The sequence below is a fragment of the Nocardia sp. NPDC003963 genome, assembly GCF_053605105.1.
The window spans coordinates 1-16,877 of sequence record NZ_JBSGIP010000020.1; the positions used below are offsets into that span (position 1 = coordinate 1).

The following is a 16,877-nucleotide window of genomic DNA, read 5'->3' on the forward strand; positions in this document are numbered from 1 at the left end:
ATCCGAGCCCATGCCTTATCGGTCACTTCACCACGACCCACCACACCCGACAGCTAACACCAACCACCACAACGAATTACAGGACAGGTCCTAGGCGTACCTCCGCCTCCGCTCCGGCCGTGCGCCGGGCAGCGGACGGGCTACGCCCGACCGTGGTCCCTGGGCGGTGTCGGAATCCGGCACCGGACGGCATATCGGTGCCGGATTCCGTCCGGATCGCCCGGTGTGCTCGCCCGGCCGGGTGCGCCGGGGCACGCTCGGAACGAGCAGGACCGCGGCCGGTGTGGCCGTGGCCGCCGCCCGACCAGGAGGAACCGTGCTGACCGCACTACCCATTCGCTATGTCGCCGATACCGCGGCGTCCCGCCGTTTCTACGCCGGACTCGGTCTGCGCCCGGACAACACCGCCGGTGTATCGGTCTGGACGCAACTCGACGCCGACGCGGGTGCGGTCGGCATCCACGACGCCGCGGTATCGAAAGGCCGCCCGCCGGGCACGGTCGAACTGGGCTTCGCCACCGACGAGCCGCTGGAAGCCGTGGCCGCCCGCCTGGGTGCGGCCGGATACACCCCGGAACTGGTCGAGGAGGACTTCGGCCGCAGCCTGCGGCTGATCGACCCGGACGGGGTCACCATCCAGATCCAGGAGCTGGACTCCGAGACCATGCGCCGCTCGGAGGCCGCGCTGCGGGAGCAATAGAACCGGCAACCCCCGGCCGGTGGTTGTCAGATCATCGCCGCACGAGGCGGTTTCAGGCCGATCGCGGTGGCACCCGCGAGTTCGCGGGCGGTGTCGTAGTCGAAGACCACATGCCCGCTCAGTACGTCCACATCGCGTTTGAGCCGCTGCATCGGATGGTCGGTGAAATGCACACTCGCGCCGGAGGCGCGCATCAGGTCGCCGATGATCGCCCGGGACTCGGCAACGATATGCGCGGCGGCCAACCGGGCTTCCGCCCGCACCGGCACCGGCACCGGTGTCCCGGCGTCGAGCAGCCCCTCGATCTCGGCGACCGTATCGTCGAGCAACCCGTGCAGGGCGCGCAACCGGACCCGCGCCTGCCCGAGATGGGCCTGGGCCATCGGCTTGTCCCGCTGCCGGGTGCCGCCCTCGTAGAGGACGCGGCCCGCCAGTCGCTCGGCGTAGATCGCGGTGGCGCGTTCGGCGGCGCCCAGCGCGGGCATCGATGCGGCCAGTGCGAGTGCCGGTACCAGCGGCCACCGGTAGGTGGTGGAGTCGTGCAGCCGGGCGCCGGGTGTGTTGCCGCTGTAGATATCGAGTACTCGCATCAGGCGGTGTTCCGGGACCAGCAGGTTCTCGATCACCACATCGTTGGATCCGGTGGCCCGCATCCCCTCGGTATGCCAGACGTCCTCGATCCCGACCCCCTCGGCCGGGAGCAGGGCGAGTGCCAGGTAGAGGTCATCGGTCGGGCCGCAGAGGGCGCCCACCATGATCCAGTTGCCGTGCATCACACCGGTCGCCCACGACCACCGGCCGGAGAGCAGCACTCCACCGTCGGCCGGGAGACCCCGGCCGGTCGGCGCCAGCGGTGCCGGGCACAGGAACGGGCCGCGACCGTACCCCTCGACCTGGGCAGGTTCGGGGAACAGCGCGAGCAGCCAGTTGTGCAGGGCGAAGAACCCCAATGTCCAGGCGCTGGAAACGCATCCGTGTGCCATCCGGCGGATGGGATCGAGTACAGCGGGGAACTTCTCCTCCTGCCCGCCGAACCGCTTCGGTACCAGCGCTTCGAGGAATCCCGAGGCCGTCACTTCCGCGATCGTCTCGTCGGGCAGCCGACGTAATTCTTCGGCCGCGCGCGCCCGTTCGGCCAGCGTGTCGACAAACTTCTGATCTATACCCAACGCGCAATTCGACCCCGCCGCAGCCATATTCGCCACGCTAACATACCCAAAAGTATGGCGCAGAGCTCTCGGGAAACCAGCTTCGGAGCCGATTTATACCGGCAAATACTGGCATTCACTGGACTTCCCTGGAATTGCCACCTACATTCACCCCCATGCCCACCGCCGAGGCGCTGGAACAGCGCATAGCCGAATTGCGCGCACAGGTGCGCCGTGCCGCCGGATCCGGAGACCGGACCGCGGCCCGTCGGCTGCGCGCCGAACTACGCGCCGCCGAGACGGAATGGGATGCCGCGGTTCTCGGAGCTCCACCGGCCCCGGCCCAGACCCGGCAGTCCGCGGCGGCGGTACCGGTCCGTGAGCATGTGCACCGCGCGCTCACACTGCTCTCTGTACCCGCCGCCCCGAAGCTCGCACTCGCGGTACACGACGCGTTCTTCTCGGGAGAACTCGTCCCGGCCCGGCTCACCAGCCTGCGCCGCGACGAGGAGCGTTCCTTCCGGGCCGCGCCGTACGCCCGCCCGTACTACATCTGTGCCGCCATGACCACCGATCTGCTGGCCCCGGCACGCGGGTTGCTCGCGGTGAGTACCTGGTCGCTGGCACAGCGTATGGTCGGGCCGTTGAGTCCGCGGGTGGATCTGCTCACCGGGGCGATCCGGCTGGCCCGCCATATGACCGACCACGGATGTACGCCGGCGGGGCAACGTGTGCTCTGGCAGCTGGCGGTGTCCATCCCCGGCGCGACCGACGGGAAGGGTATCGACCCGGATATCGTGCTGGCGGCCGCGGAACGCGAACTAGAGGTGCACAGAGAAGACGACACACAGCAGCGGGCCGACGCCGCGGAGCGAGCGGTGCGGCAACTGGCGGATCCCGCGGCGCAATTGTTCGGCGTTCGGCTCGCGGTGGCCGACCGACGACGGAACGAGGCCTGAGATGACGCTTGCGGAAACCACCCTGACCACCCGGCTCGACGAACTGCGCGGGGACGCCCCCGCCACCCGGCACAACGCCCGGACCATCGCCGCGCTCACCGCCAACCCGGGCTGCGCGCGCCGGGCGCTGCTCGACGCCGCGGCGGTCGACAAGACCGTGATCGCCCGGGAACTCGGTTTCCCGCCGAAGTTCGGTCAGTCACCGTTCGCGATCACCCGCGGCAACACCTTCGAGGCCATGGTCAAGGCGCACGGCTGCGCCGAACTGCTGCGGCTGCTGCGCGAAGAGCTGAACCTGACCATTCCGGAAGTCGGCTACCACGATCTGGAGACCGTGGGCGACAACGCGAGCAATTCCGTGCGTTACCAGCGCACCAAACAGCTACTGGGACAGGCGCTCACCTCCGGTCAGGGGACACTGTTCGATCACCCCATGCTGCGCCTCGAGATCGCCGGTGCCATTGCCTATCTGGAACCCGATGTGGTGGCCCTGCAGATCGGCGGGCTCTTCCACGTGGTGGAGATCAAATCGTTCGCCGTCGTCGACGGGCAGGCCGATCCCGCGCAGGTAGCCTCCGCGGCCCGCCAATCGGCCGTCTACGTCCTGGCCATGCGGGAACTGCTGCGCGAACTCGGGCAATCACCGGAACTGGTCGCACACAACTCGATCCTGGTGTGCGCCAAGGATTTCACCAACCGGCCCACCGCGGCGCTGGTGGATCTGCGCAAACAACTCGCGGTGATCGGGCGCCAGCTGTCCCGGCTCACCTCGATCGATACACTGCTCGACCTCGTCCCGCCGGGCGCCTCGTTCACCCCGGGCGACGAACTCGCCGGTACCGTCGCGGCGATACCGTCGCGGTACGCACCGGAATGCATGTCCAGCTGCGAACTCGCCTTCGCCTGCCGGTCCGAGGCCCGGACCCAGGGCTCGGTGGACACCCTCGGCCGCGGCGTATGCGACGACCTCGGCGGTATCGACAACCTCGACACCGTACTGGCCCTGGCCGACGGGACCCTCGATCCCGGACCCGAACACGCCGATATCGCGGAGATGCTGCGCCGGGCGCGGGCCCTGCGCCTGGAGGTCGCCCGATGAGCGTGCTCAGCGCGCTGGCGAAGGTGACCGCCGCCCGGACCGGCCGGGCCGAACCCATCGCCGACCGGCGGCACTATCACCTCTCCGAACGCCCCCTGGTGATCGTGCCGCTGCGGCTCGCCGGTGAGGCGGCGGCACCGCTCGCGGTCGCCGTCGGCTCGGCACCGCACGACGCGACGGTGCTGATAGTGGCGCAACCACGCGACCGGGTACTGCGGTTGCGGTTCATCGAACACTTCGCCGACCGGGTACTGCCCTATATCTCGTCGTTCTGCGAAGACGCCGAAGAACTGACGGTGAAATCGACCGGCGAGGCCTATCTGCGTTACCTGGACGCGCCACAGTTGCTCGTACCCAATCCCGGCGGAGCCGAATTCCTGCGGCTGCTGGGCCGTTCGGTGCGGTTCCATCGCACCGAGGGCGAGAACGCGGTCCCGGAAACGCTTCCGCTGCTGGGGCGCTGGCTCACCTGGTTCGGCGACCGGTCCGAGTTCCCGGGGTCCAATGTCTGCCTGGCGATGACCTCGGTACTCACCACGCACTGGGCGTCCGGGCAATCCGCACTGGAGGACGGTAATCTCGCCGCCCTGCTCGGCTGGATCGACCCGCCGGTCGGGATGACCGGCCCCGAGGCCGCCGCGCTGGCCGAGGATCCGCTGGCGTACCCGCCCGCCGGACCGGCCACCGATCCCGGTTTCGACAACGAAGAACTGGCACCCCTGATCGCCGCGTACGACAGCGCCGAGCACGAATGGGCGAAAGTCATCGCCGCCGAACGACTCGAACAGGCGCTGCGCGGACAGCTGGAACCGACCTGGCGGTTGATGTGGCGAGCCGTGGAACTCCTGCGCGAACTGCCCGAAGGCGCGAGCGTGGACAGGCGCTGGACCGACGACCGCGCCGCGTTCTCCTGGTTCGTGGCCGATATCCCCGAGGGATACCCGCAGGCCCGCCGCGATTCCGCGGTATCGGCGACCCGCCGGTTGCTCAAACAGGAACAGGCCCTCGATACCTTCCAGGCGCAGCGCGCCTTCGACGACCCCCGGGTACTGATCGAATACCGGCTCGTCGGTGAAGCGTTCCAGGGGACGGTCAGCGACTGTGAGCCCCAGCGGCGGGCGAAGCCGAAATCACGCGAGGTCCCGCGCCCGTATCTCTGGGTGCACACCGCCGACCCCTTCCGGGCCCGGATCGGCGAAACCCTGATCCGGATCGACCGCCCGGCACAGAAAGCCGAGGTCGTCGCGGTGGACGAGGATGTGATCCAGCTGGAATTGATCAGCGGTATGGGCCAGGGCAAGAACCCCGCCCTGGGTAGCGTCCCCGAAGAAGGGGACGCGATCGGTTTCGCCCGTTTCTCCCCCGGCGGTTTCGGTGGCCCGCCCGCCAAACTCCCGCCCCGCGAGGAGACCCCGTGGACCCACGGCGGTCCCCCGCCCGAACCCACCCTCGAACGCACGGAGGAATGGTCGTGAGCACCGCGGACGAAGTGGTCGGCCGGATCCTCGCCGATCTCGACAATGCCGCCCACCGCGCCCTGGTCGTCGATTCACCGCCCGGCGCCGGTAAATCCACCCTGGTGGTACGCGCCGCCCGCCAACTGGCCGCCGCCGACGACGAGCAGCGGATGATCGTCGCGCAGACCAACGAACAGGTCGACGACCTCATCGACCGGCTGGCCACCGCCGACCCCGGCCTGTCCATCGGCCGTCTCTCCGCCGGCGACTATCGCCGCAGCGCCCGGATCGATCGCGACAATGTCGAGGTCGCCAACCGTCCCGCCGATCTGGAGAAATGCGCGATCGTCATCGGCACCGCGGCGAAATGGGCGACCCTGGACGAAGGCCGCTGGTCGTACGCGATCGTCGACGAGGCCTACCAGATGCGCTCGGATATGTTGCTGCGCATCGCCAACCGTTTCGAGCGCGGCCTCTTCGTCGGCGACCCCGGCCAGCTGGATCCGTTCGCCACCGTCGACGGTGACCGCTGGGCCGGCCTGTCGTGGAATCCGACCATGAGCGCGGTGGCGGTGATGCTCAACCACAACGACGGTATCCCTGTGCATACGTTGCCGGTGTCGTGGCGGCTACCGCCGTCGGCGGCCTCGGTGGTCTCCTCGGCGTTCTACCCGTTCGCGCCCTTCGCCGCCGGGACCCGCCCCGAGCAGCGCCGGTTCGAGTTCACCACCCGCGGCATCCGGGGGCCGGTGGACGATGTCCTCGACGAAGCCGCGGCGCACGGCTGGGCGTATTACGAACTACCGGCCCGCCATACGCTGCGCACCGACGGGGAGGCGGTCGCCGCCATCGCCGATCTCACCTGTCGGCTGCTGGAACGCGGTGGTGTCGCGCATTCCGAACACGGCACCCGCGACGTCGACGCGACCCGTATCGCGGTCGGCACCGCCCATCGCGACCAGGCCCAGGCCGTACGCGACGCACTCGCCGGAACGGTCGCGGAAACGGTCACCGTCGATACCGCGAACCGACTCCAGGGCCGCGAATACGATGTCACCGTCATCCTGCATCCGCTGTCCGGCCGCCGCGACGCGGGCGCGTTCCACCTCGAGGCCGGGCGCCTGTGTGTGCTGGCCTCCCGGCACCGGCACGCCTGTATCGTCGTGGGCCGCGCCGGTATCGGTGAACTCCTCGACGCGCATCCCTCGGCCGAACCGGTCTATCTCGGAGTCCCGGTGAAGTTCCCCGACGGCTGGGAAGCGAATCAAGCGGTTCTGGGCAGGCTGGCCGAACACCGCGTCGCCGCCCCGGTCCACGCCCGCTGAACCGGCGGAGCAGCACACCGGACCTCGCCGGGATCAGCCGGCTTCGTCGATATCCAGACCCCAGTAGACCTCGGTCCCCGGTCCGGTCGGATCTCCGCGTTCACGCTCGACCGGTGTCACCATCGAATCCGGTGTCGCGTAGTGATCGCGGCGCACCCCGAACGACGGCACCGTATCGACGAAGGCGTACACCACACTGCCCTCGTTCAGGAAGACCTGCACCGACGAATCCGAACCGCCGGGCAGCCCTTCCCAGCGCACACTGGTCCCGAGTGCGGTATTCAGCTCGTCGCCGTCTTTGGACGCCGCGAAGCGATACATCCGGTCCCACGACTCGAACGGCAGATCCGCCGTCGCCATCACCTCGCCGAGGGGTACGGGCTGCCGGGAATCCAGTACGCGCTGGAACGCGCTGTCCACCGCGGAATCGTCCGCCACCACCTCGACACGGTCCCCCAGCACCGTCCCGCATCCCGTGGCGGCGGCCAGAACCCCTGCCGATACACCCGCGACCACGAGCGCTCGCACGCCTCGCCCACGCGAAACAATCATTGCCACCGAGCCCTTCGCCGGATCTCTTATTTCGGGGATGGTTTATCGTTCGGCAGTGGAGCGCCCGGGAGGAATTTCGGATTCTCGTCGAAAATGCCCGAATCCACGGTATCGCCGACCTTCACATCGTCGGAGAAGCCGAGTTCCTGGTTACGCGTGATGACCACGGTATCGCCGCGCCCCACGGCATCCTTCACCAACTGCTGTAGTTCTTCCTGACTCGCATCGGGATTCTGCAGCGCGATAGTGCGGCCGATCTCGTTGTTGTGCAGATCCATCGCCTCACGGACCGCCGCGTTGTCCGGGCGACCCTCATGTTTGGACGCGTACTCCGTCGTCCAGTCCTCGCCGAACTCCTGGGTCATCAGGGCATTCCAGTAGGCGTGCCGGAACGCGTCGGTGTGGTCGTCCTGTTCCAGATCGCCCTCGTACACCCCGAGTGCGGTGTCCTCGGCCTCGGTCATGATCCGGTAGAACCGGACCTTGTCGCCGATACTGAGGTTGTCCAGCATCTCGGCCTCGGCCGCGGTGACCTGCTTGGCCTTACCGAGCGGACCGGCGATCATCCCGAGCATCCCCTCCTCCGGCCAGGTGACCATCCCGCCCGGGTCGGCCTGCACCTGGTTCTCGATGACGATCGCCTCCAGCTCCCACCCGGGGGGCAGCTTGACGTTCTCGAAGGCTTTGTCCAGGGCGTTCCGGACCGTTTCCGCGGCATCGGCCGCGCCCCGGAGGGCGGGCTTGATCACATCCTCGTGTTTCTGCGCCTGCTTGTAGAGCACCGAATGCGCCGTCTGCCAGCTCGCGAGCCCGAGTTCGGCCTGCACCCAGGCCAGCAACTCCTTGGTGTAACCGACACCGCCCTGCTCGCCGACCACGAACCGTTCCTGTTCGGCGGTCGCGATCGCGTTCACCGCGGTGGTCTTGGCGGCCAGCAGGGACGGGCCGGCCTGTGTGGCGACGGTGCCCGCCTGTTCCAGCGCGGTCACCACGGAGGACAGGGAAGTTCTGGTCTCCTCGCCCTTCACCCGCATGGCGTCGGCGGCGTCGCCGCGCCAGAATCCCGGCGAATCCGCGAGCTGCCGGGAGACCGCACCGTGTTCGGTGAGCGTGGTCTGCGCGGCTCGGGTCCATTCCTGGCCCTGTTCACCCAGTGATGCGGTATCCCACTGCCGGATCTGCGTTTTGGTGGGCGGTATCGAACTCATCGCGGCGGCTCGGCGGCCTCGGTGATACCGGCGACGTTCTGTCCCTCGACATGGGTGAACGCCGCGATATCGGCCTTGGCCCCGTCGCTGATCTCCTGGACCCGGGTACCCGCACCACGCGTGGCGGCACGGGCGCGGAAGCCCGCGAGCATCACCGAATGCCCGAGCCCCGATCCCGGCAGTGCCGTCTCGATCTGCTGCACGAACCCCTCCGTCGGTATCCCGTCCAATACGGTCTTGGATCGACCGAGGGCACCGATCATCGCTTCGGTCGCGGGCACATCGACGTACAGATCAGACAAGTGAAACCTCCCCTACCGGGTTGCTACGCTAGCACAGCAACAATCCTTGTCAGTGGGGGAAGCGAGCTCCGTGTGCCACCGAATTCCGGCGATATCGATCCCATCAGTGGACAGTTGGAAGCCGTCCAGCGCGCGCTGCTGACCGATACCGCCGCCGCGGGCCGCTACGGGGTTTCCGTCCACGTCCGGGCCGACGGTTCGCTCGAATCCGTGCGGATCGACGAGACCGTCACCCCGTACGGCGAAGCACTGGGCGAGCTCATCACCCAGCTGGCCCGCGAGGCGCTCGAGCAGGCCCGCGCCAACGTTCGCGAACAACTGGAAACGCTCACGGCGGATCCGCGGGTCGCCGAAGTGGCCGAATCCTTCGGCGACGCGGTCGAGAAACCCCGTCCGGTACCACCTCCGGCAGCACCCGGGCCGGGGCGGTACACGGACCCGGACGACGAGCTGACCGAGGACGAGCTGATCGAGCTGAATCAGCGCCGCAATCAGGGTTTTTTCCGCGCCTGACCCCCGAGCTCCCGCAGGGTCCCGGTCGCCCGCCGGGGAATACACATCGTCCGGTATCCGCCGCGCGATCGTTTGCCGTCGATTGCGCGCCGGTGCAGTATTGCCGGCATGCGAGTCCTGATCGAGCTCCGCCCTTCCCCCGAACAGATCTCCGCCGCAGCCGATTCCGCGGCGGGTATCGCCGCGAGCGCCGGTGCGGTTCCCGGTTTCACGATCGATTCCGGCTATCCACCGGTGGCGGTTCCCCCGGGTAGTAGTCCGGAGGTGGCCGATACCGCACGCGCGGACGCCGGCTCGTACCTGGTGCGCGGCGAGATCCCCGACGACGATCAGGCGGCGCGGGCCGCGGCCGCCGGCGCTCCGGGCGTTACCGGCATCTATGCCGACCCGGTGATCGAACCGGTACTCACCTGCGGTGACTCCGGACCGGTCGGCACCTGGCGCGACGTCGCCGGGCTGCTCGGCCACGACGAACTCACCGCCGCCGGACTCACCGGCGAGGGAGTCGCCCTCGCCATTCTGGACACCGGGATCAACGCGGCGGCGGTGCGCCGGGTCAGTGGCGCGACGATCGCGATCGACGGGTCACGGAGCTGGAATCCCGCCGGGGTGGAGGGGCGCGCGGGCGAATTCCCGGTCGACCACGGGACCATGTGCGCGTTCGACGCGCTCATCGCCGCACCTCGGGCGATATTCCTCGATCTACCGCTGCTGCAGAGCACCCGCTCCGGCGGGAGCCGGATGGACGGGCTGCTCTCCGATGCCCTGGCCGCCTTCGCCCACCTGCGCACCGTACTCACCGCGCAACCGGAAGACCGGCGGGCCCTGGTGATCAGCAACAGCTGGGGTTCGTTCGCGCCGGAGTGGGACTTCCCGGTCGGCGATCCGGGCAACTACTCCGACAACCCCGACCACCCGTTCAATGTCATCGTCGCCTCACTCGACGCGGCGGGCGCCGATATCCTGTTCGCCGCCGGAAACTGCGGCCGCGACTGCCCCGACGGACGCTGCTCGTACCCCGATCGTCCGATCGCCGGCGCCAATTCGCATCCCGGTGTCCTGGCGGTCGGCGGTGTCGACACCGGTCGGCAGCGGATCGGGTACTCGTCACAGGGTCCCGGCCGGCTCGCCGACCGGAAGCCCGACCTCTGCGCGTATTCCCATTTCCTGGGATCCACCGCTTTCGGCGCCGAGGTCCCCGACACCGGCACCTCGGCCGCCTGTCCCGTCCTCGCCGGAGTGGTCGCCGCCTTCCGGACCCGATGGCCGGCGACGCAGGTCCCGCCGGCGCGATTGCGGGAACTGCTGCGCGATACCGCGGCCGGCCGCACGGCGTTCGACTACGACTACGGATACGGTATCGCCGAGCCCCGGGCCCTGCTCGCGGCGCTGGAGAAGGCCGCGACCCGGGCGTAACCTGGGAAAATGCCATTGCTGACCGTCACCCTGACCCCGGGGTCGGCGCTGGCCGACGCGGTGCGCGCACTCGATCTGGCCGAGAGCGAGGTCGACTGCGAATACGGTCTGATCGCCCTCGACCCCGATACCGGCCGGTTCGCCCTCCGGGTGACCGCGAGCGCGGCCGCCCGGCTGGCGGCCGATACCGCCACCACCGTGTTCGCCGATCCGCCCATCGAACCGCTGGGACCCGAATCCATGGGGCACGACGAATCGGACCGGTGACCGAAAACCCCTCCTCCCTGGGTGATTCCACCCTCATCCGGGGTTACGGGGTGCGGTGATCGGGCACCGGATGTGGTATCCGTAGCTCGTGGAAGGTGTGGAAGGTACAGAGTTCGGTCGTTACCGACTGCTCGATCCACTGGGGGCGGGCGCCATGGGGGAAGTACACCGCGCCTACGACACCGGAACCGAGCGCATGGTCGCGGTGAAAGTCCTGTCGGAGGAATTCGCGCGGGACAAAACCTATCGTCGCCGATTTCAGCGGGAAGCGCAGCTGGTGGCCCGGCTGCACGAACCGCATATCGTGCCGATCCACGATTTCGGCGAGATCGACGGCCGGCTGTTCCTGGAAATGCGTCTGGTGGAAGCCCCCAATCTGGCGACCCTGCTCGCGGACGAGGGTCCGCTCGAGGCCGCCGCCGCCGTCGCCGTGATCTCCCAGATCGCGGCGGCCCTCGACGCCGCGCACAGCAGCGGGGTGGTGCACCGGGATGTGAAACCGTCGAACATCCTGGTCACCCCGGACGATTTCGCCTACCTGATCGACTTCGGGATCGCCCGCAGCGGCCAGGACACCACACTCACCCGCGCGGGCACGATGATCGGCACGCTGGCCTATATGGCGCCGGAACGGCTCACGCTGGACCAGATCGACGCGCGGTCGGATGTGTACTCGCTGGCCTGCGTTCTCTACGAATGCCTGGCCGGGACCAAACCGTATCGCGGGGACAGCGTGGAACGGCAGATCGCGGCGCATCTCACCGACCGGCCACCGCTGCCCTCGGCCGCCGGGGTACCGCATGCTTTCGACGCGGTGATCGCTCAGGGCATGGCCAAGGACCCGGACGACCGCTACAGGACCGCGGGCGAACTCGCGGCCGCCGCGAAGCAGGCCCTGCTGCCGGTTGCCGACCAGGGGACCACCGCCTCGGCAGCTGTCACCCCCGGTGCCGCCGCTCCGGCACCTGTCACTCCGGAATCCGACGCCCGGACAGCTGACACGCCGGAATCCGCCGTCCCGGTACCTATCACTTCGAAATCCGACGCCCCGGCCGCTGTTACCCCGGAATCCGCTGCTCCGGAAGCTGTTCCCCCCGCCGCTTTCACCCCGGCGGCCGACCCTCCCGCAGCCGCCGGCCCGCGCGACGACGTTCCTCCGACTCCCCCATCGCCGCGGGACAACCGACCCGATGACCTTCCTCCGCTCCCCACGCCGCCGGGCACCCCCCGGCCGCTCGGCCCGCAGGGTCTCGTCCCGCCTGCCGTCACTGTGCCCGCCGCGGCGAATATTCCCCGCGGTAGGACCGCGGCCGCGGTAGCGGTACTGGTGATCGCCGTGGTGACCGTCTCGGCACTGGCCCTGACCAGGGAAGGATCCACTGCGGTCACCGACTCTCCGGCGACCACGGCACCACCGGTGGTATCGGCTACCGCGGTGCCGGGCGTCCCGGCGACCGAACCCGCACCTGCTCCCGCACCACGACTCCCCGAAGAAGACCGCGCGCCTTCGGTCGAATCCTCGGCGCCCGCGGTTCCGCCCGCACCCCCGGTTGTCCCGGGAACCACTGTCGCGGAGAACGTGCCCACCACTCCGGCGGGTGATCCGGTGGACCAGCCGCAACCCGGGCCCCCCGCCCCGCCGTTGCCGACCACGAGCGTCGCCGCGCCGCCGACCACCACACCGAGCACTACCGATACCTCGCCCACCACTTCGGTCCCCACGACCACCACACCGTCCACCACGCCTTCCAGCGGTACCGCCACCACCACCCCGCCCGATACGACCGAAACCACCGGAACCGGCACGACGGCGAGTGCTACCACCGAGAAAGCGGATAACCAGGGGAGCGCGATCTCCACGTCCTCGCCCCACGTCTCCACGTCCGATCCGGCCGCCTCCGTCACGCCTACTTCACCTTCCGCGCCACATCCTGCCCACGTACCGGCCACTACCTCTGTGCCGGCGATCCCCGCATCCTCGACTCCGGCTGTTACCTCGGCTCCGGTCACCACACCGGCTTCCCCCTCCGCACCGGGCGATACCGGTCACTGAATGCCTCCGAGCGCATGGGAAGACAGCGTCCCGAGCGCGGACCCCGTCGAAAAGGAAGCATCGATATCCGCCCCGGCACCGTCGAACTCACGCCGGGCGAACGGGAACGCCCGGTAGCCGCCGCGCCGGCGCATCCGTGGCAGGGATAATCGGGCCGGGCCGCGCAGCTCGATACCGGAGGTGGTGATGATCGCGAACCCGACCGGCGGCGACCGCCGCGCAGTGATCGTGGGTGCCGGAATCGCGGGACTCACGGCAGCCATAGCGTTGCGAGCACGCGGCTGGCAGGTCGAAGTGCTCGAAAGAGCCACCGCGGTGGAACCGGCGGGGTCGGGATTGAGCCTGTGGCCCAACGGCCTGCGCGGTCTCGATATGATCGGCATCGGCACCGAAGTCCGGGAACAGTCGCTGGCGGCGACCGAGGGCGGGATGCGCGATACCGCCGGGCGCTGGCTGGCACGCACCGATATCGGCGAACTCCGTGACCGCTACGGCGATCTGGTGGTGATCCACCGGACCCGGCTGTCGGAGATCCTGCACGCCGCGCTCGGAACCGGTGCACACTTCGGCTGCGCGGTCGACGCGGTGGAGTTCACCGAGCGGGGTGTCCTGGTCCGGCACAGTGCCGGAAGCACCGAAGCCGACCTGGTACTCGGCGCGGACGGTATCAACAGCACGGTCCGCGCCGCCCTGTGGCCCCGGGCCCGGCCCCCGGTGTACGCCGGATACACCGCGTGGCGGACCATCGTCACACCGTCCGAGCCCGTGGCTTCCGGCGGCGAAACATTGGGTCGCGGGCAACGGGTCGGTATCGCCCCGCTGCGCGACGGCCGCGTGTACCTGTTCGCCACCGCGAATCTCCCGGCCGGTCAGCGTTTCCCGGGGAACGAACTCGGGGAGGTCCGGCGCCGATTCGGCAGCTGGCACGATCCGATTCCGGCGCTGCTGGCGGCGGTCGACCCGGAAACGGTACTGCGGCACGATATCTACGAACTGCCGACGCTACCCACCTATGTGCGGAGTAGTGCCGTACTGCTGGGTGACGCGGCACATGCCATGACCCCGAATCTCGGCCAGGGCGCGAATCTCGCGATCGAGGACGCCGTCACCCTGGCCGCGCTGCTCGATCGGATATCGGATATCCCCACCGCCCTGGCCGAATACGACCGGGTCCGCCGGGTCCGGATCCGACCGCTGGCGCGGATATCCCACCGGATGGGCGCCGCCCTGCAACTGTCCTGGCCCGCGGTGGCGCCGGTGCGTAACGCGGTACTGCGGCTGGCCCCGGACTCGGCCGCCCTGCGCGCACTCGGACCCGTACTGTCCTGGGAACCACCCGCCTGATCCGCTACACCCACTCCTTTCGGGCGAGATCGAGGATCGTCGGATGCATGAGGGTGGAGGGTTGTTCACCGGTATCCCGCCGATCCGGAGCGAAAACCGTCGCCGCGGGCAGACTCTGTTCGTCGATCGAACGCAGCGCGGCGGGTGGATCCAATGCGAGTCGCGGATCGGGGGTCCGGGTCGCCTGGATGAAACCCCAGTCGCCGAAACTCGGGACATCCACGTGGTACGGGAGGATGTGCAGACCCGAGGTGCGTACCGTCGCCGCGATACACCAGTACGAATGCGGAGCGAAGAACGGCGAACCCGCCTGCACCACCATGGTGCCGCCGGGCGCCAGCACCCGGGCGGCCATCGCGTAGAACTCGGTGGAGTAGAGCTTGGCGATGGAGGTCTGGTCCGGGTCGGGCAGATCGACGATCACCGCGTCGTAGTCGGTATCGGCGGTCCGCAACCAGGAGAACGCGTCGGCGGTCACCGCGTGTACCCGCGGATCGGCGAAGGAGTCGCGGTTGAGTTCGGTGAGCCGTGGATCGGTGCGGGCCAGTTCGATCATGGCCGGATCCAGTTCGACCAGCGTCACCGATTCCACATCGGGATACTCCAGGATCTCCCGCAGCGCCAGACCGTCGCCGCCGCCGATCACCAGGACCTCGCGCCGCGGCCCGGCGAGCGTCGGATGCACCATCGCCTCGTGGTAGCGGTATTCGTCCACCGAGGAGAACTGCAGATCGCCGTTGAGGAACAACCGGGTGTCCCGGGTACCGAACAGTGACACCGATTCGGTGAGCACGATCTTCTGGTATTCGGTCTGTCGCTGCCAGACGATCGGGTACGCGAAAAGAGCCTGTTGAGCGGTGGCCTCGAACCGGTCGGCGTAGATATAGCTGCCGACCAGTACCGCCGCCACCAGCACGGTCGTCGCGCCGAAGAACACCCGCGCCAGGCGCGACAGGTCGGCCCGGAACCAGGCCAGCACCAGTACCAGCCCCGCCACCGCGTTCACCACACCGACGATGAGGCTGCCGCGGATCTGCCCGAACACCGGCAGCAGCAGGAACGGGAACGCCAGACCGCCGAGTAGCGCACCCACGTAATCGGCGGCGAACAGATCGGCGACCGCGCTACCGGCCTCCTGTTTCCGGATCCGCTGCAACATCTCCATCAGCAGCGGGATCTCGGCGCCCACCAGCGCGCCGATCACACAGGACACCGCCACCAGCGCCGCCGTGTACAGGTCGAGCCAGGCGTACGCGGCATACAGGCCGAGCACCGAGAGGCCACCCACCAGCGCGAGCGCCAACTCCACCGCGACGAACGCGGCCGCCGCCAGATGCCGCAGCGGTTTCGCCGCCAGCGCGCCGACACCCATCGCGCAGACCATCACACTCAGCGTGATCGATGCCTGGGTAGCCGTATCGCCGATCAGGTAGCTGCCCAGTGTCACCAGCGACAGTTCGTACACCAGCCCGCAGGCAGCGCAGACGAAAACCGTGGCGAGCAACGCCGACCGGGCGAAACGACCGGGTACCCCCGCCGGCGAGGCCGCCACTTCGGCGGTCGCGGCGGGTGCGGACGCGACGGTTTCGGCCGCGGATTCGTTCGGCGCCACTCAGGTGAGCGCCGCCGCGACCACAGCCGCGACCGCGATATGCACCGCCGCGCTCACCCAGACGCCGGGATGCAGCTCGGGCTCGTTCACCACGCCCCGGAACTCCCCGGGAGTGGCGAATTCCAGCAGCAGGAACGCCAGCGCCATCGCGACCAGGCCGATGATCCCGTACACCGCACTGCTCACCAGCGCCTGCCCGATCGCACCGCCGGAGGTCCAGATGGCGGTGGCGACGATGATCCCCACACCCAGCATGTTCGCCGAAACCAGCAGTGCGGCATTACGGTTGCGCTCCACCCAGATCTGATGACGCAGATTGCCGGGCGTCAACACGTCCACGAGCACGAAACCCAGCACCATCAGGACGAACCCGAGGCCGGAGTAGGCGGCCGCGGCACCGGCGTTCGCGGGCAGGTCTTCGAGCATTGTTCTTCCTCCTGTAGGAGTGGATCCGGACGCGTACCCGGCGGCTATTTTCCCTCGCCGGAACCGCCGCCGCGGAAGCTGCTGTTATCGCTGGGCCAGCCGAAGACACTCACCGCGCTGTGATGACGCCGATGCCCGTTGCGGTAATCGTCCAACAGAATCTTGGAGCCGGTCCCGTTCGGGGAGATCGCGATGATGTCGTCCCGGTATTGCAGGTAGGTGGTGGCACCGGCGGTGCGCCGGTCCAGTTGCCGCACGCCCTTGGTGATCTCGTCGGCGGTGGCCGTCGGCGACTTGTTCGATGTGTACGCGAGCCCGTTGTTCGCTTCGTCGAGTTCGGTCGCGCGCGTGTAGTTCGACCCGATATACGACCGGACACCCGAGTCGTCGTCATCGGAGCCGCAGCCGGGCAGAACAGCGGTGAGCAGCACGCAGAGCGCAGCGATCACCCAGGACTTACGACTCACAGAAAACCTTCCCCCGTGCGGCGCACGGC

The 16,877-nt window shown here is 68.8% G+C and carries 17 protein-coding genes; 10 read left to right on the plus strand and 7 right to left on the minus strand.

Annotated elements, in window-relative coordinates; translation table 11 throughout:
• Positions 1 to 316 precede the first annotated feature (316 nt).
• Entirely contained in the window at positions 317 to 700 is a 384-nt protein-coding gene (locus tag ACWEWT_RS24935) for a VOC family protein (RefSeq protein WP_452562421.1), read from the plus strand.
• A gap of 26 nt (positions 701 to 726) precedes the next feature.
• Here the strand turns inward: ACWEWT_RS24935 and ACWEWT_RS24940 are convergent, their stop codons facing one another.
• Complete coding sequence (locus ACWEWT_RS24940) at positions 727 to 1,896, minus strand: acyl-CoA dehydrogenase (RefSeq protein ID WP_452562422.1); 1,170 nt, start codon at positions 1,894 to 1,896, stop codon at positions 727 to 729.
• Positions 1,897 to 2,024: 128 nt separating this feature from the next.
• On the opposite strand from ACWEWT_RS24940, the gene ACWEWT_RS24945 reads away from it, so the two are divergent.
• Genes ACWEWT_RS24945 through ACWEWT_RS24960 form a run of 4 tightly spaced genes read left to right on the plus strand, consistent with a single transcriptional unit; the run spans position 2,025 to position 6,688 of the window.
• A complete protein-coding gene (locus ACWEWT_RS24945; RefSeq protein WP_452562424.1) occupies positions 2,025 to 2,807 on the plus strand; it encodes a hypothetical protein in 783 nt (260 codons plus the stop codon).
• A gap of 1 nt (position 2,808) precedes the next feature.
• On the plus strand, positions 2,809 to 3,906 hold the full coding sequence (locus ACWEWT_RS24950; protein ID WP_452562426.1) for a hypothetical protein: 1,098 nt from the start codon (positions 2,809 to 2,811) through the stop codon (positions 3,904 to 3,906).
• Complete coding sequence (locus ACWEWT_RS24955; RefSeq protein ID WP_452562428.1) at positions 3,903 to 5,381, plus strand: hypothetical protein; 1,479 nt, start codon at positions 3,903 to 3,905, stop codon at positions 5,379 to 5,381. Before ACWEWT_RS24950 ends, ACWEWT_RS24955 begins: the two co-directional genes overlap by 4 nt.
• Entirely contained in the window at positions 5,378 to 6,688 is a 1,311-nt protein-coding gene (locus ACWEWT_RS24960) for an AAA domain-containing protein (protein ID WP_452562430.1), read from the plus strand. Before ACWEWT_RS24955 ends, ACWEWT_RS24960 begins: the two co-directional genes overlap by 4 nt.
• A gap of 33 nt (positions 6,689 to 6,721) precedes the next feature.
• Here the strand turns inward: ACWEWT_RS24960 and ACWEWT_RS24965 are convergent, their stop codons facing one another.
• The 3 genes from ACWEWT_RS24965 to ACWEWT_RS24975 all read right to left on the minus strand — a co-directional run bounded on the left by ACWEWT_RS24965 (position 6,722) and on the right by ACWEWT_RS24975 (position 8,750).
• Positions 6,722 to 7,150, minus strand: a complete 429-nt coding sequence (locus ACWEWT_RS24965; protein WP_452562431.1) for a hypothetical protein — start codon at positions 7,148 to 7,150, stop codon at positions 6,722 to 6,724.
• Positions 7,151 to 7,266: 116 nt separating this feature from the next.
• Positions 7,267 to 8,448: a WXG100 family type VII secretion target gene (locus tag ACWEWT_RS24970; RefSeq protein WP_452562433.1), complete on the minus strand. Its 1,182-nt coding sequence runs from the start codon at positions 8,446 to 8,448 to the stop codon at positions 7,267 to 7,269.
• Entirely contained in the window at positions 8,445 to 8,750 is a 306-nt protein-coding gene (locus ACWEWT_RS24975; protein WP_452562435.1) for a hypothetical protein, read from the minus strand. Before ACWEWT_RS24975 ends, ACWEWT_RS24970 begins: the two co-directional genes overlap by 4 nt.
• 72 nt (positions 8,751 to 8,822) lie before the next feature.
• Between ACWEWT_RS24975 and ACWEWT_RS24980 the strand changes: the two genes are divergently transcribed.
• The 5 genes from ACWEWT_RS24980 to ACWEWT_RS25000 all read left to right on the plus strand — a co-directional run bounded on the left by ACWEWT_RS24980 (position 8,823) and on the right by ACWEWT_RS25000 (position 14,343).
• Positions 8,823 to 9,263, plus strand: coding sequence for a YbaB/EbfC family nucleoid-associated protein (locus tag ACWEWT_RS24980; protein ID WP_452562437.1), 441 nt, complete (start codon positions 8,823 to 8,825; stop codon positions 9,261 to 9,263).
• 108 nt (positions 9,264 to 9,371) lie between these two features.
• Complete coding sequence (locus tag ACWEWT_RS24985; RefSeq protein ID WP_452562438.1) at positions 9,372 to 10,679, plus strand: S8 family peptidase; 1,308 nt, start codon at positions 9,372 to 9,374, stop codon at positions 10,677 to 10,679.
• Positions 10,680 to 10,688: 9 nt separating this feature from the next.
• On the plus strand, positions 10,689 to 10,946 hold the full coding sequence (locus ACWEWT_RS24990; protein WP_452562439.1) for a hypothetical protein: 258 nt from the start codon (positions 10,689 to 10,691) through the stop codon (positions 10,944 to 10,946).
• Between the two features lie 97 nt (positions 10,947 to 11,043).
• A complete protein-coding gene (locus ACWEWT_RS24995) occupies positions 11,044 to 12,999 on the plus strand; it encodes a protein kinase domain-containing protein (protein WP_452562441.1) in 1,956 nt (651 codons plus the stop codon).
• Positions 13,000 to 13,185: 186 nt separating this feature from the next.
• Positions 13,186 to 14,343, plus strand: coding sequence for an FAD-dependent monooxygenase (locus tag ACWEWT_RS25000; RefSeq protein ID WP_452562442.1), 1,158 nt, complete (start codon positions 13,186 to 13,188; stop codon positions 14,341 to 14,343).
• 4 nt (positions 14,344 to 14,347) lie between these two features.
• Here ACWEWT_RS25000 and ACWEWT_RS25005 read toward each other — a convergent pair whose 3' ends face one another.
• The 3 genes from ACWEWT_RS25005 to ACWEWT_RS25015 are packed head-to-tail and all read right to left on the minus strand — an operon-like array spanning position 14,348 to position 16,848.
• Positions 14,348 to 15,895: a polyamine aminopropyltransferase gene (locus tag ACWEWT_RS25005; RefSeq protein ID WP_452562568.1), complete on the minus strand. Its 1,548-nt coding sequence runs from the start codon at positions 15,893 to 15,895 to the stop codon at positions 14,348 to 14,350.
• Between the two features lie 60 nt (positions 15,896 to 15,955).
• Positions 15,956 to 16,381, minus strand: coding sequence for a DUF350 domain-containing protein (locus ACWEWT_RS25010; RefSeq protein WP_452562444.1), 426 nt, complete (start codon positions 16,379 to 16,381; stop codon positions 15,956 to 15,958).
• A gap of 44 nt (positions 16,382 to 16,425) precedes the next feature.
• Complete coding sequence (locus tag ACWEWT_RS25015; protein ID WP_452562446.1) at positions 16,426 to 16,848, minus strand: DUF4247 domain-containing protein; 423 nt, start codon at positions 16,846 to 16,848, stop codon at positions 16,426 to 16,428.
• Positions 16,849 to 16,877: the final 29 nt, after the last annotated feature.

Coding starts and splice junctions, on each gene's coding strand:
- ACWEWT_RS24940 (WP_452562422.1), bottom strand. CDS start 1,896: ATGGCTGCGGCGGGGTCGAATTGCGCGTTGGGTATAGATCAGAAGTTT.
- ACWEWT_RS24945 (WP_452562424.1), top strand. CDS start 2,025: ATGCCCACCGCCGAGGCGCTGGAACAGCGCATAGCCGAATTGCGCGCA.
- ACWEWT_RS24950 (WP_452562426.1), top strand. CDS start 2,809: ATGACGCTTGCGGAAACCACCCTGACCACCCGGCTCGACGAACTGCGC.
- ACWEWT_RS24955 (WP_452562428.1), top strand. CDS start 3,903: ATGAGCGTGCTCAGCGCGCTGGCGAAGGTGACCGCCGCCCGGACCGGC.
- ACWEWT_RS24970 (WP_452562433.1), bottom strand. CDS start 8,448: ATGAGTTCGATACCGCCCACCAAAACGCAGATCCGGCAGTGGGATACC.
- ACWEWT_RS24985 (WP_452562438.1), top strand. CDS start 9,372: ATGCGAGTCCTGATCGAGCTCCGCCCTTCCCCCGAACAGATCTCCGCC.
- ACWEWT_RS24990 (WP_452562439.1), top strand. CDS start 10,689: ATGCCATTGCTGACCGTCACCCTGACCCCGGGGTCGGCGCTGGCCGAC.
- ACWEWT_RS25000 (WP_452562442.1), top strand. CDS start 13,186: ATGATCGCGAACCCGACCGGCGGCGACCGCCGCGCAGTGATCGTGGGT.
- ACWEWT_RS25010 (WP_452562444.1), bottom strand. CDS start 16,381: ATGCTCGAAGACCTGCCCGCGAACGCCGGTGCCGCGGCCGCCTACTCC.